The sequence below is a fragment of the Paenibacillus sp. JJ1683 genome (assembly GCF_053006485.1).
The window spans coordinates 1496451-1510456 of record NZ_CM129820.1; the positions used below are offsets into that span (position 1 = coordinate 1496451).

Annotated in this window: 10 protein-coding genes and 1 riboswitch; of the genes, 2 read left to right on the forward strand and 8 right to left on the reverse strand. The window is 45.7% G+C overall.

Annotation, left to right across the window (positions count from 1 at the left end; genetic code table 11):
• Nucleotides 1-86: 86 nt before the first annotated feature.
• Together ACUC6J_RS06330 and ACUC6J_RS06335 are read right to left on the reverse strand one after the other, a co-directional pair.
• Nucleotides 87-2681 (reverse strand): glycine betaine ABC transporter substrate-binding protein, encoded by a 2595-nt coding sequence (locus ACUC6J_RS06330; RefSeq protein WP_447249937.1) that lies wholly within the window; start codon nucleotides 2679-2681, stop codon nucleotides 87-89.
• A complete protein-coding gene (locus tag ACUC6J_RS06335) occupies nucleotides 2656-3879 on the reverse strand; it encodes a quaternary amine ABC transporter ATP-binding protein (protein ID WP_017426515.1) in 1224 nt (407 codons plus the stop codon). Before ACUC6J_RS06335 ends, ACUC6J_RS06330 begins: the two co-directional genes overlap by 26 nt.
• A gap of 514 nt (nucleotides 3880-4393) precedes the next feature.
• Here ACUC6J_RS06335 and ACUC6J_RS06340 point away from each other — a divergent pair.
• A complete protein-coding gene (locus ACUC6J_RS06340) occupies nucleotides 4394-4957 on the forward strand; it encodes a GbsR/MarR family transcriptional regulator (protein ID WP_038978111.1) in 564 nt (187 codons plus the stop codon).
• 152 nt (nucleotides 4958-5109) lie between these two features.
• Nucleotides 5110-6591 carry a carboxylesterase/lipase family protein gene (locus ACUC6J_RS06345; RefSeq protein ID WP_447249938.1) on the forward strand — a complete coding sequence of 494 codons (1482 nt, stop codon included), beginning with the start codon at nucleotides 5110-5112 and terminating at the stop codon, nucleotides 6589-6591.
• A 139-nt stretch (nucleotides 6592-6730) separates the two neighbouring features.
• On the opposite strand, the gene ACUC6J_RS06350 is transcribed toward ACUC6J_RS06345, so the two are convergent.
• From ACUC6J_RS06350 to ACUC6J_RS06375, 6 genes are all read right to left on the reverse strand, one after another.
• Entirely contained in the window at nucleotides 6731-8761 is a 2031-nt protein-coding gene (locus ACUC6J_RS06350) for a methyl-accepting chemotaxis protein (RefSeq protein ID WP_017426517.1), read from the reverse strand.
• A 226-nt stretch (nucleotides 8762-8987) separates the two neighbouring features.
• Nucleotides 8988-9935: a DMT family transporter gene (locus ACUC6J_RS06355; protein ID WP_016821176.1), complete on the reverse strand. Its 948-nt coding sequence runs from the start codon at nucleotides 9933-9935 to the stop codon at nucleotides 8988-8990.
• 171 nt (nucleotides 9936-10106) lie between these two features.
• Nucleotides 10107-10251: riboswitch (FMN riboswitch) on the reverse strand.
• Between the two features lie 124 nt (nucleotides 10252-10375).
• Nucleotides 10376-11068 (reverse strand): ABC transporter permease, encoded by a 693-nt coding sequence (locus tag ACUC6J_RS06360; RefSeq protein WP_016821175.1) that lies wholly within the window; start codon nucleotides 11066-11068, stop codon nucleotides 10376-10378.
• Entirely contained in the window at nucleotides 11061-11984 is a 924-nt protein-coding gene (locus ACUC6J_RS06365; RefSeq protein ID WP_447249939.1) for an ABC transporter ATP-binding protein, read from the reverse strand. Before ACUC6J_RS06365 ends, ACUC6J_RS06360 begins: the two co-directional genes overlap by 8 nt.
• A 102-nt stretch (nucleotides 11985-12086) precedes the next feature.
• A complete protein-coding gene (locus ACUC6J_RS06370; RefSeq protein ID WP_447249940.1) occupies nucleotides 12087-13031 on the reverse strand; it encodes a sensor histidine kinase in 945 nt (314 codons plus the stop codon).
• 1 nt (nucleotide 13032) lies between these two features.
• Nucleotides 13033-13740, reverse strand: coding sequence for a response regulator transcription factor (locus tag ACUC6J_RS06375; protein WP_447249941.1), 708 nt, complete (start codon nucleotides 13738-13740; stop codon nucleotides 13033-13035).
• Between the last annotated feature and the right edge of the window lie 266 nt (nucleotides 13741-14006).

The following is a 14006-nucleotide window of genomic DNA, read 5'->3' on the forward strand; positions in this document are numbered from 1 at the left end:
CAATTTTAAATTTGGATATCAAAAAGGCAGATCGGGAGTAGTCCTGATCTGCCTTTTATTTATTAGTATGGTTTAAAAGTGAAGTATTATTGCGTTTTGAGATCCTCAATAGAATCAATGGGTACATAGGATGGAACGACAAGTCCGGACATAACGCCAGTCATGCTGGTTCCGATGTCATCTACTTTATCCTTGTACTGAGCCCAATAATCAGCATGCGTCAATGGAAGCCAAGCGGCTGCGGTAGCATCTACACTTCCGCCAGCCACGCCTGTCCACATTGGGCCGATTTCCACTTGCAGCGCGGTTACTTTATAGCCCAATTTTTGTTCTAATACATATTTCAATACGTTCGTACTGGCAATTTCCGAATCCCAAGCAGCGTAGCTCAGCTTCAAAGGATTTCCATTGACGGGCTGCAAACCCTTGATCCATTCCTGTACTTTATCAGGATGCTTATCAGCCCAGTTCTTGGCAGCCTGCTGTGGGGGAGTACCATCTTGAATTGCGATCATCACTTCACCCATATCTTCAGCAGTCCACTTGAAACGGCTTAGAAATTCATAAGCCACAGGAGCACCCTGTTTCAACCCTTTGCGGGCAATGGTATGAATTTCTTCTTTATCACCATAAGCCTTTTTAGGATCTTTTAAGTATTTCAAATCATACTTGTTAAACATCCAGTGAGGAGTCCAACCGGTTATAACGATAGGCTGCTTGGCTTTGATAGCTTTATCCAGTGTAGCGGTCATTGCAGCTCCAGAGCTTTCAAGCAGTTTCCAGTCGGACAATCCATAGTCACTGATAGCTTTTGCAGTCAGCTTCATCAGTCCGGCACCAGGGTCGGTACCGACAATGCGGTAGCCGACCTCCTTGCCAAAGTCCCCAGTAGCGGCGGAGGCTGGAGCCGCTTCGGCTCCGTTCCCCTGCAACTCAGTAATTGATTTAACATTCATGTAAGCTGGAACGACCAACCCAGTTTTAACACCAGTCATATTTGCACCTAGGTCGTCGAGTTTATCTTTGTATTTAGCCCAGTAATCCGCATGCGTTAACGGCAGCCATGCAGCCGGTGAGGCATCTACATCGCCACTAGCGACACCCGTCCACATAGGACCTGCTTCAACTTGCAGTGCGGTTACTTTGTAACCCAGATTATTTTCCATAATATATTTCAGCAAATTTGTACTCGCAATTTCCGAATCCCAAGCTACATAGCTTAGCTTGAAGGTATCGCCATTGACAGGTTGCAGTCCTTGAGTCCATTCCTGAACCTTGTCGGCATGTTTCTCCGCCCAATCCTTGGCAGCTTGCTCAGGGCTGGTCCCTTCTTGGATAGCAACCATCATTTCACCCATATCTTCAGCTGTCCATTTGAAACGTTTTAGAAACTCATAAGCAGTAGGAGCGTCCTGCTGCAAACCTTTACGGGCAATCGTATGAATACCCTCAGCTTCACCATAAGACTTTTTAGGGTCTTCCAAATATTTGAGATCATACTTGTTGAACATCCAGTGAGGAGTCCAACCGGTAATAATGATCGGTTTTTTCGCTTTGATGGCTTTGTCCAATGTGGCCGTCATGGCCGCACCGGAACCCTCAACTAGCTTCCAATCAGACAAGTTGTAGTCTTGAATTGCTTTAGCCGTCGACTTCATAATGCCTGCCCCGGCATCAATACCAATAATTTTATAATCAACCTCTGCGCCAATCGGATTGGCAGCAGCACTACCTTTACCAGCAGCGGAATGATCTGTTCCAACAAAATATTGAGATGCGCCAGCGATCAGAATAACCGCTGTAACTGCAGAGGTGATCCATACTTTTTGCTTGCTGGATACACGACTTTTGCTTTTTTTTGTCGGTTTGAACAGATTTTGTGTAAAGCGGTCAAGTACAATAGCCAGAACGACCACTGCCAAGCCGGCTTCAAAGCCTTTACCAATTTGCAGCTGGGTCACAGCACGATACACAACCGCACCGATACCTTCCGCACCGATCATGGAAGCAATAACAACCATGGACAGTGACAGCATAATCGTCTGATTAATACCAGCCATTAAGGTAGGCAATGCCAGTGGCAGCTGTACTTTAAACAGCTTTTGCGCCGATGTTGAACCAAAAGCATCAGAGGCTTCAATAAGTTCATCCGATACTTGCATAATCCCCAGGTTGGTCATGCGAATGGTTGGGGGAATCGCAAAGATTACAGAGGCGATAACACCTGGTACAACACCCAAGCTGAAAAAGGTAACCGCCGGGAGCAAGTACACGAACGCTGGCATCGTCTGCATAAAATCAAGTAAAGGCGTGATAATGCGTGATGCTGATTTACTGTATGCACACCAGATTCCGATCGGAATCCCGATAACAATGGATACAAGCGCAGACGTGATGACCAGTCCGAGCGTGTTCATCGTTTCACTCCAATAGCCGAGATTATCAATCAGCAGGAAGCCGATGACAGTGAACAGTGTAAGCTGCACCCGCCCGATCATAAAGGCGATAATCCCGATGATCACGATGAACACCAGAGGGTGCGGAAGCATGAACAAGCCAGAGAAAAAGCCTACTACCGCTTCAATTACCGAAGAAATAACATTAAACAATCCAGCCAGATGAATACCCATCCAGTCTACAATGGATTGAATCCACTCAGCGATTGGCAGTTTCGGTATCATGGGCATTCACCTCCTTTGTAGTAGGTACATCTCCACTTAGTGCACCCAGTAAAGCTCCACGGACGATAACGCCCAGCAATTTCTGCTTGTCATCGACGACAGCCAGTGGCACCTTGGACGAGCTTGTAATTTCAAACAAATCATTAATGACAGTTTCAGCAGGAACCTGCGGTCCGTCCGTGATCAAAATATCTTCAATCTTCAAATTGTTGCGCAGTGCATGAACAGCATCCTCGGCATTAATAACACCCAGTAGCTTTTTGGTGCGGTCAATGACGAATAGATTGGAAATCCCACGCTCCCGCATCAATTCCAGAGCTACACGCGGACCGCGGTCCATAGTGATGGTTTCTGGACGAAGCATGACATGAGCAGCCGTCAATACTTTGGACAGATCCACATCCTCGACGAAGCGGGCTACATAAGAGTTAGCTGGTTGGATCATAATTTCTTCCGGTGTACCAATTTGTACGACCACTCCGTCCCGCATCAATGCAATCCGGTCACCAATCCGCAGCGCTTCATCCAGATCATGGGTGATAAAGACAATCGTTTTCTTCATTTTATCTTGAAGCTCCAGCAGCTCATCTTGCATGTCACGGCGAATGAGAGGGTCCAATGCGCTGAATGCTTCATCCATCAGGAGAACTTCAGGGTCATTTGCCAGTGCCCGTGCCAGGCCGACACGCTGCTGCATACCGCCACTCAGCTCATCGGGCATTTTATCGCCCCAGTTTTTAAGACCAACCAGTTCCAGCGCTGTTTGTGCCTTTTCCTGGCGTTGTGCTTTATCTACCTTTTGAATTTCAAGACCGTATTCTACATTTTCCAATACAGTTCGATGTGGGAACAGGGCGAACTTTTGAAAAACCATGCTGATGGTTTTACGACGAACCTCGCGGAGTTGTTCTTTGTTCATCTTACGGAGATCTTTGCCGTGGACCAGAATTTCACCGGAGGTAGGCTCAATCAAGCGATTTAGCATTCGCACCAAAGTGGACTTGCCGCTACCTGATAACCCCATAATTACGAAAATTTCACCTTGCTTAATTTGCATGTTGGCCTTGTTAACACCAACAGTAATCTGTTTTTCTTTGGCCAGCTTTTCTTTGCCCCAGCCTTGCTCCAGGAGCGGAACACCTTGCTCTGCGTGAGGACCAAAGAGTTTGCTGACATTTTTGACTTCCAAAATCGTCATACATACACCTCTTCTTTCTATACTTTGCTTGGTATTAACCCCATGTTGCATGATGGATTGAGTATAAAAATCATAATTCTGTACATCCTGAACGGTTAATGACAAAATTAATTGTAACAGAAGCATCACTTACATTTCAAACAAAAAAACTGTTCGTAAAGTACGTACAGAAAAAACTGTACAAACTTTCCTTCGATATGCTCCTTCGTTCTTTAGAATGCTCAAACATTCGGAACTTTACAACCGATAGTGCTTTTTTTAAAATAGACAATGAAATATGACCATAACAAAAAGATTTATGTATATCCATAATTTTAAAAGTTTACTATCATTAGCAATTTTGCGAATTATGATTTTGAACGATCATGCTGTTGTAATATAGACAGAAGCTTTGCTTTTGAAACATTTCATTCAGTATTGAAAGATTTCATATATTGCGTCAAAGCTAATCCTTTACGGGTAAGTCGTTCATACTAGGTTGTGCAAAATGCTCTAAAATTAGGAGGTTGCAAGCATGAGCTTGTACCAGTTAGGTGATGAGCAGCAGGCGTCGCTGCAAAAAATTCGCAAACGTGTCATAGAAGCTATAGGTAAAAACATGGACCTATATGGGATCACTCTGTCTGCGGGGCATTTGTACGGTTTGCTTTTTTTTGCGGATAAACCGATGACACTGGACGAGATGGGCCGTGAAATGGAAATGAGCAAAACGAGCATGAGTACAGGAGTTCGAACGTTGTTGGATCTGAAAATGGTGAACAAGGTATGGAGCAAAGGCTCACGCAAGGACTTGTATGAAGTCGAATATGACTGGTACCAAACTTTTACTGACTTCTTCGCTATTAAATGGAGAAAAGCAGTAGAAACAAATTTACTCGTACTGCGCAAAGCCATTGACGAACTGGACAAATTGATGGCGCAGGGTGAAGAATACGAGGAATTTAAGACCATTCTTCAGCAAGACCGTATGAAAATGAAGCAGGCCGTGGCTTATTACAAGTGGCTAGACCGATTGATTGATTCGATGGAAAGCGAAGAAATTTACAAGCTGATTCCGAAAGAAGAGGTTCAGGATTAAGCAAGATCCACTCATTCTGTCTACAAAATGCCGGAGCGCAAAAGCGCTTCCGGTATTTTTTGGTTTGGTCCTGCGCAAAGGGTATAATAGAGATATGTAAAGATTGATAGTATACCGTTATGTTGAACATACAAAATAAAGGAGGGTTCATGATGGAGAGTAATACAGTACATACTCGTCTAGGTCAATTACGTGGAGAAACGGGGAATGGATATCATGTGTGGAAAGGTATTCCATATGCGCAGCCTCCTGTTGGAAAACTTCGTTTTCACGGACCACAGCCTTTGGAGCCTTGGGAGGGTGTACGGGCTGCGACGAGTTTCGGACCCATCTGTCCGCAACCCATGCCCTCCGCTGAAAGTATGACCGGAAATCTGGTGGAACCGCCGCAGCAGTCCGAGGATTGCTTGTATCTGAACATTTGGACACCGGCTTCGAAGGCTCCTGAGAAGGGACGTCCGGTGCTGGTGTGGATTCATGGCGGTGCCTTTGTCACCGGGTCTGGGATTATACCTTTATATGACGGGGAACGCATGGCGAAGAATGGCAATGTTGTTGTAGTTACGATCAACTATCGGTTAGGACCGTTAGGATTTTTGCATTTGACTCCAAAGGGGAATGGGCTGACCTCAAATGCCGGACTGTTGGATCAAATCGCTGCGCTGGAATGGGTTCGGGATCATATTTCTGCCTTTGGCGGCAACCCGGACGAAGTAACGGTGTTCGGTGAATCGGCAGGCGCGATGAGTATTGCCGCTCTATTGGCGATGCCAGCCGCTGAGGGGCTGTTCCAGCGTGCAATTTTGCAAAGTGGAGCATCGCAGGTGTTGCCAACTGCACAGGCAGAGCAAGTGACGGCTGTGTATTTGCAGCAACTGGGTGTGGACACTCAGCATCCTGAGCGATTGTTTACGCTGCCGACGGAAGCGCTGATGCTCGCTATGGCCAAAACACATGAAGTCATCGGACCAGGAATGGCGATGATTTATCAACCCGTTGTAGACGGGGTGACCTTGCCGGATCTACCCCTGTCTGCAATCGCCCAAGGTTCAGCAAAACAGGTATCTGTTATGATTGGAACGAACTTGCATGAAGGGAACTATTTTATCCGCAAAGAATCCCATCTGATGAACAAGCTAACAGCACGTCAGGCATTGGAAATGATGACAGGTATGTCCGACATTGGCGACCTGATAGAACCTTTTCCAGTTACTATTGAGGGACAGGCACAAATGTTGACCGATCTCATTTTTTGGCGTCCCGCGTTGGCTCTTGCCGCTGCACAGTCGGTGTATGCATCGGTATGGATGTACCGTTTTGATTGGACACTGCCGGGCCATCCTACCTTTGGACAAGCGGTTCACGGTGCAGAAATTGCTTTTGTTTTCGATAATCTGAAGCTGCTGGGTAAGCTGGGATTAGAGATTCAACCTTCTATGGAGAAGCTTGCTCATGATATGCAGCAGGCATGGGTTGCTTTTGCACGTGATGGGGAGCCTATGCTACCTGAGAGAGCATGGCCGATGTACGACAGGCAACAGCGAGCTACAGCCATTTTTCATCAGGATATTATGGTGGAACATGATCCAGAAGGGCATAGACGCCGCCAGTTAACGGGGCAGATGAGCATATAGGTAAGTACGAGGCATCGTCTAAAGGAATCAACGAAAAAGCCTTCGCCCGTATTTTCTATGCGGGCGAAGGCTTTTGTTACTAAACAGATGCAGTGCTGTTGAGCTTTCGTTGGTGAAATTTCAATAATAGCTGTGGAAGCTAAATCTTAAATCGCTTAACAAGCTCTTGCAGGTCCTGTGCCATGTTGGACAACTCCTGTGAGGAAGAGGCGATTTCCTCCATGGCTGCCATTTGCTCTTGAGCGGCAGCAGAGGTTGTCTGCGAACTGTCCGCCGAATTGCGGGATAGGCTTGCCAAATGGGTGACAGTGGCTGAAACTTCCTCTGTACTGGCAGAGATTTGTTCAGCAGCAGCGGACACACTTTGAATTTGTTCCACGATATGAGAAGTAGAGCGTTCAATATTCGTAAAAGCACCTTCTGCATCTTGGCTGATTCGTAATCCTTCACCTACCTGATTACGAACATTACCGTTCATCGTGGCGGTAGAGCGCTGAATCAAATCGAGCATTTGCGTAATGATCTGACTGATGGAATCGGCGCTTTCCTTGGACTGTTCCGACAGCTTGCGTACCTCTATAGCGACTACAGCAAATCCGCGCCCAGCTTCGCCTGCTCTGGAGGCTTCAATAGATGCGTTCAGGGACAACAAATTAGTTTGCTTGGCAATGGCAGCTATAGCCGCGTTCATTTGCTTCGCATCGTCCGAGAGCTGGGATAGCTCATCCATCAGGCTAGCCGTTTGGCTTACAGCTTCCAAAATGCGGTCCATTTGTGTCCGCACATGGCTGATCATTTGACTGCCTTGAGCTACGTCCTGCTCGGTTTGTCCTGCTGAATCCACGATGGAGCTTGCCGATTCGGCAATCGTGCTGACACCCTTCGCCATTTCTTCAACAGCATTGGCGGTTTGCTCGGATGCCTCGGCGCTGGTCACTGCATTTTCCGCGGATTCCATAACTGTTTCCGCTACGTGTTGTACGGACTCCGTCGTTTGCTCTGTGCTCTCCTTGATTATCAGGGAAGAGGAAGCAAGTCGGGAGGAGGTTTGGTTGACCTCGGAAACCATCGAGTGCAAGGAATGCGTCATCTGGTCAAAATTCTGTGCCAGCTCGCCGAACTCGTCCTTTCTAGACAGGTTAACACGTTCGGTCAGATTTCCATCCCGGACGATCCGTGTTCCTGCTTGCAGCTTTTTGAGTGGGATCAGGAATGAGCGGACCATAAGCACTATGATGATCGCAGCGGCCAGTATGGAAATAACAATTACAATCAGGCTTTGCTTCAGAATCGGTTGGGCTGCATCACTGTAATCCTCCAGATCCGATAGTGCAACAATGTTCCAGCCAGTGAGAGGGTCCTTAAGTGTAAAGGCCAGTACATCCCGATTCATAAATTGAATTTGCGACACGGAAGGAGTATCATTTTCTCCGGTTGCCGCCACTTCGGGAAGTCCCTCCATGGTGTCAGCCGGTTTTTTGCCTGTCTTGGTAAAGGCTGTTCCAGTCCCAGATACAACTTTATGATCAGAATCAACAATGATGAGTCCTCCGCGTTCACCTATCTTCACAGATTGGAGACTTTCACCCATCTTGTCCAGATTCAAAGCCAATGCAACAGCTCCTTCACCGTCCTTGAGCGTTGCCGATACATTAACCACTAAGTTCCCTGTCGTAACGCTGGCAACTGGAACGCCGACGAATACCTTGCCCTTATGTAGCATTGCGTTTTTGTACCATTTTCTCTCCCTAGGATCATAATCAGCCTCCTTTTTTATCGGAGAACGGATATATTGTCCTTCCATATTGCCAAGGAGCGCGGCATCTAACTCAGGATGAGCTTTGACGATGACGTCCAACTTTTTCTGAAGTGCTTCTTGGTTGGAACCAATGGAATCAGATTCGATCTCACTGGTAAGCACGTCTACGTCTTTTATAATCGGTGCTACATACTGATTAACATTGCTTCGGATCAGATACAGATTCGTGTTTACGGAAGCAGCCATCTGCTGACTGAGCTGTGTCGTGGCCCCCTGGTAAGAAAAGTATCCAATAAGTACGCTTGGAATCAATAACACAGCCAAAAAAGATATTATTAATTTTGTCCTCATTAAATAAAACTGCTTGAGAAACCTGTTCCACCACGGAACTGTTTGTTTTGCTTTAGTCATCGTTTTTTCTCCTCTGTGTCAGATGATCACTACATAGTTTTATTCGACATAAATCGACTAATTTTATAGATGTAATCTTTAAAAACGAGGAATAGTACACTTTTTTTGAAAAAATAGGTCTTAGGAACTAATGTTAATATGAATATGAATACATAAAAAGCCAAATCAGAGATGCAAAAGCATCTTCACGATTTGGCTTGGATGAGCATGAAAGAAGATTAAGCTATTAATTTTTTTGCTGACGAGAAATCATAAAGAGTGTAATCCAGATCAGCATAAAACCAGTCAATTGCGCTACGGTAACGATTTGCTGGAAAGCGATCCAGTTAATTACGACACCAACCATGGGGAAGCTCAATTCTGCCATCGTAGCATAAGAAGCTTTGGTTGTACTTAAGCCTTTGTAATACAGTAATAAACTGAGAAGACCCGGAAGCAATGCTTGCAGCAGCAAGTTGATCATTACAGCTGCGCCCGCCCATGTACCTGTAGGCATATTCCACGGAGCATGCTCCACCGAGGTGAGAACAATGAGCAGAGGGAGCGCCACCATGAAGCGGAGGGAGGTTACTGTCTCATATTTCATCGAACGAAGCAAGTAGCTCCCCATAACGGTCGAACCGCCCCACAGAACCGCTGCACCTAGTGCGAGCAGACTACCAATGTGAACAAAATCATGAACATGCCCAAAGGGAAGCGACCAACCGAAGGTTAGAAGATACGTTCCGAACAGAGCGATGACAATTAATATTCCAAAATGACGCGGTAGCATTTCTTTCAATATAACGCGGGCCAGAATAATAGCAACCAAAGGCTGAAGCTTCTGGAGCAAAAGAACTGCATTCAGATCACCGTTGCTGAGTGCCATGGTGAAAATCACACTGGCCAGTGCCGAGCCGCCCCACGAGACGAACAAAATAGCAAAAACCTGACGAAATCGTATCGTTTTGAGCTCCTCGCGATGCTTCCACAGCATCGGCGTCAGAGCGATAAAGAGCAGCACATGCTCCATCAGTACGATTTGTGCTGAGGTAAATGACTTTAACAAAATAATACGAAACAGCGGGTCTGCACCCCACAAGGCCGCTCCGATCGCGACTAGCCAAAAACCGCTTTTCATGTGGGAGCTACGATCAAAACCTTTGGATGATAGTACAGTTGATGATTGACTCATACTTATTTAGCTCCTTGCGAATACAGGACCGGTGGCACAAAAACCCCCGTTCATGGCGAAAGCCATGCAAGACGGGGGTTGATCAAATAAACTTGCCGTTTGATACAAGTTAAATGAAGTTACTGCAAAAACTATAGCGCAGCATTCATTCACTTTGCGGCATGTTCATACTTCGATCTTCTTCCATCCGGACTTTACCGTCGGCTTTGGCATCTCACCAAATCAGTCCGTATCCTGTTGCCAGATACAGAGTCGCGGGCTTAGCTCCATGAGCCATACCGCCGGTTGGGAATCTCACCCTACCCCGAAGATCCTTATTCCGTTTTTTAATTTCTCCTATAGGATATACCTGTTTTAGAATGAAGTCCAGTGAAAAATGTGTGTATATCTAACAAGGATTTTCATCTTTTTTTGAAAGCGTTTCACTAAAATCTATATTACTAAGCAATATCCTTATACTCAATGCGCCGAATTGCCGCATAAGCCACAATCATTCCCAGCACAGAGAAGCTGATTTGCACGGGGGCAATGGAGCTAAGTGTAGCGCCGTTATTATTGGAGAAAAGCAAGGCTACAACCAGAATTGAGGTCACAATAGTCGTGGGTACTGAGTATCTTCGCATTCCCATATACAGCGGAACCAATCCCATAAAGCTGGCGGCCACGGCATTGATTAGCGTCCGCGCGGATTGTTCGGCCAGTATGGAAAGAGTAAGCTTATCCGGTACAATCATGACAAACTGGTTGAGCAAATGAATCGCAGCCGTAATGATGATTTCCGATATAACAACAGACAAGAACGTAAACAGCAGCACAATCAAGAGTTTGGCGATCATCAGCTTTTGACGATGAATCGGATACATGAACAAGATTGTAATCGATTTGGACTTAAATTCTCCTACAATAAAACGGCATAGCAGAACGGAGGCAAATACAATAAATGTGGCTCTCACCATATTGTCCATGAGATCAAGAAGCTGAGCGTACTGTGTAAATTCGGGTACTCCTTCATTTTGGCTATCCAGCGCAATAATACAGAGCAACCCCAAAATACAGGCGTTGGCGATCAGTGCTGAACGGATATAACCCGCCAGATGAAGCTTTTTCATCTCCAACTGTATTAATCTAAGCATGGGGCTCACCTCCATGTAACAGACGTAAAAAGTAGTCTTCCAGCGTACTGCTTTTCTGATGAATGGAATCGACTTCTACATCATTTAAAATGAGCGTTTTCGTAATTTGCTTCTGCGGTACACTCATATCGTAAATACGTATACTCTGTTCATTGAGTACCTTTATATTATTCAGACTCAGATGATGGGAGAGGACGTAGGTCGCTTTTTTACAATCGTTGGTCGTAAATTCGATGTATTCTGTATTGGTATCCAGTACCTGTTCCATCGAAACTTCCTCAATCAGCCGTCCGTGATTAATCACGCCTATTGTATCCGCAATCTGCTCTATTTCCGCTAAAATATGACTGGATACGAGCAGCGTCATCCCATATTCCTTGCATAACATGTGGAATAACTGCCGAATTTCCTTAATTCCCACTGGGTCCAGACCATTAATTGGTTCATCCAAAATGAGTAGCTCTGGCTTGGTCGCAATGGCTCGGGCAATCCCGAGACGCTGCTTCATTCCTAGTGAAAAGTCTTTTACTGGCTTGTCACCCGCATTCCGCAAGTTCACTAATTCTAGCGCATCCCGGACAGCCTGTTTATTATAATAGCCCATGTATTCACAATGAAGTTCGAGATTTTGCTGAGCCGTCAGTCTATCATAAAAAATCGGGTATTCAATAATCGAACCTATCCGTCCGAGCAGATGATAAGACTGTGGCGTTAGCTTTTCACCGAACAGTTCAATCTCACCCGATGTCGGCTTGAGCAGGTTGGTAATCATTTTCATGATCGTTGTCTTGCCTGCCCCATTGGGACCGAGAAAGCCATAGGTTTCCCCCTTGCGCACATTCATACTGACCCCTGCTATAATTTCATTGCCCTTCATGGCTTTGGTCAGATGATGTGTACGTATTATGTAAGTCATGGGTGTTCTCCCTTCGTATACTGTTGATAATTCAAGAATACAGGGCGAAATGTTCATTTTTCTTTCGTAATCCTTACAAATTTATTAAGTTGAGCAGCTCGCTTAATAGTTGATCTTCTTCAAGGTAAAAGAGAAGACGGTCTGCTCATAAGGTTTGCTGGTCAATTGCATCTCTCCATTCATGCATTCAACCAGGCGCTTGGCAATCGTAAGACCCAGTCCACTGCCCTGTACCGCCTTATTACGGGAATCCTCAAGTGTGTACATGCGTTCAAAAACCTTATCCTGCTCCGGCTCCTGTATGCCTTTTCCACGATCCCACACTTCTATACGCACTGTATCCTGCTGTTCTGACAGCGTCAGGCCTAGCGTTCGACCCTCTGCCCCGTAGCGAATGGCATTTGAAATCAGATTGCTCAGCACCCGCCCAATGGCTCCTTCGTTCCCCAAGGCATAAATGGGATGCTCCGGAATGTCAATATGTACCGTAAAACCCTGAGCCGTCAGCAGATCATAAAACTCCAAAATGCTGCGTCTGCACAGTTCTCCTATCTCCAGTCGGGTCAGTGGAATATCCGTATCGTTGGCTTCCAGCTTCGCCAAACTAAAAAAACTTCCGATCAGCTCAATCGCTTCGCTTGTCTTTTGATGAATTCTGGATAGCAGCTTTATACGTTCTTCTGACGAAATATCTGGATCGCCATCCAGCATCTCGGCATATCCAAGCACAACGGTAAGCGGGGTCTTGAGGTCGTGGGAAATATTCGAAATCATTTTACGCATAGCGATTTGGCCTCGGTTGTAATCGGCTGATACTCTCAGATTTAAGTCTAGTAGTCGGTTAATTTCCGTCATGAGTCGTTGCAGTTCAACATCACCTGTGACATATAGCAGCTTTTCGGCATGATTCACGGTGACGATCCGCTCTAGTGCGGTTCGGATATCCTTTAGTTTGCGCTTGTAGGCTACACGTTCCCGCCAAAGCCATATGATAACGACTGACATCATGAGGACGACAATCCATTCGGAAATGATTTCGATGTTCATATCAACCATTCTCCCATTTGTAGCCGATGCCCCACAGCGTCTTAATGTGGACAGGGTGGGAGGGATCTTCTTCAATTTTCTCGCGCAGGCGACGAATATGGACGTTAATCACGTTCTCGTCACCCATATAATCGTCTTTCCAAATAAATCCGTATAATTGAGCTTTCGTAAATACCCGATTCGGATTGGATGCAAACAGCTTCAGAATATCAGATTCTTTGGCTGTTAGCTGAATTTCATTTTCATTGCGGATGACTGTAAAATGATCAAAATCAATGCGTAGATTTCCATAGGTCAACACTTGTGCTTGCGGCTGTTCCTCCTGCTGTTGCAGACGAGCATAGGTAGTCGATCTGCGGATTGCGGATTGAATACGCGCCGTCATCTCAAGCATCGAAAAAGGTTTGGCAACATAATCATCTGCCCCGAAGCCCAGTCCAAGCGCTTTATCCACATCACTGTCCTTAGCCGACATAATCAAAATCGGCACGGCGCTGCGGGTACGAATTCGGCGGATTACCTCCATACCATCAACCTTTGGCATCATCAGATCCACGAGTACGAGGTCATAGTTATGCCGTTCAAAGGCATTAAGTCCTTCTTCTCCGTCATAGGCGGTGGTTAAATTGTAGCCCTCCTTGGTGAGTGCTTTGAGCAGCATTTCAGCAATGGATAGATCGTCTTCAATAAGTAAAATATGCTGTGACATAGGTGTGGAACACCCCTAATTTTTAGATTAAGCTCGTGTGACGAACTGTACCTGAATTATATAGAGCGGTGAAGGGGATTTCCATAAAAAATATCCACTAAGAAAACGAAAATGCCCTGGATTGTCCCGAAGGAGCTACGTTCAACAGTGTCAGGTAATTAATCATTCCCCTATTCTATACTGAAATAGTCTATAATCCGATGTTTGGAATACGGTGTTATAATTTCCGGGGCAAGCCTAGTGTGAGAGATTAGGGATGTCAGATC

Coding starts and splice junctions, on each gene's coding strand:
- ACUC6J_RS06355 (WP_016821176.1), bottom strand. CDS start 9,935: ATGAGTCAATCATCAACTGTACTATCATCCAAAGGTTTTGATCGTAGC.
- ACUC6J_RS06330 (WP_447249937.1), bottom strand. CDS start 2,681: ATGATACCGAAACTGCCAATCGCTGAGTGGATTCAATCCATTGTAGAC.
- ACUC6J_RS06335 (WP_017426515.1), bottom strand. CDS start 3,879: ATGACGATTTTGGAAGTCAAAAATGTCAGCAAACTCTTTGGTCCTCAC.
- ACUC6J_RS06345 (WP_447249938.1), top strand. CDS start 5,110: ATGGAGAGTAATACAGTACATACTCGTCTAGGTCAATTACGTGGAGAA.
- ACUC6J_RS06375 (WP_447249941.1), bottom strand. CDS start 13,740: ATGTCACAGCATATTTTACTTATTGAAGACGATCTATCCATTGCTGAA.
- ACUC6J_RS06360 (WP_016821175.1), bottom strand. CDS start 11,068: ATGCTTAGATTAATACAGTTGGAGATGAAAAAGCTTCATCTGGCGGGT.
- ACUC6J_RS06370 (WP_447249940.1), bottom strand. CDS start 13,031: ATGAACATCGAAATCATTTCCGAATGGATTGTCGTCCTCATGATGTCA.
- ACUC6J_RS06340 (WP_038978111.1), top strand. CDS start 4,394: ATGAGCTTGTACCAGTTAGGTGATGAGCAGCAGGCGTCGCTGCAAAAA.
- ACUC6J_RS06365 (WP_447249939.1), bottom strand. CDS start 11,984: ATGACTTACATAATACGTACACATCATCTGACCAAAGCCATGAAGGGC.
- ACUC6J_RS06350 (WP_017426517.1), bottom strand. CDS start 8,761: ATGACTAAAGCAAAACAAACAGTTCCGTGGTGGAACAGGTTTCTCAAG.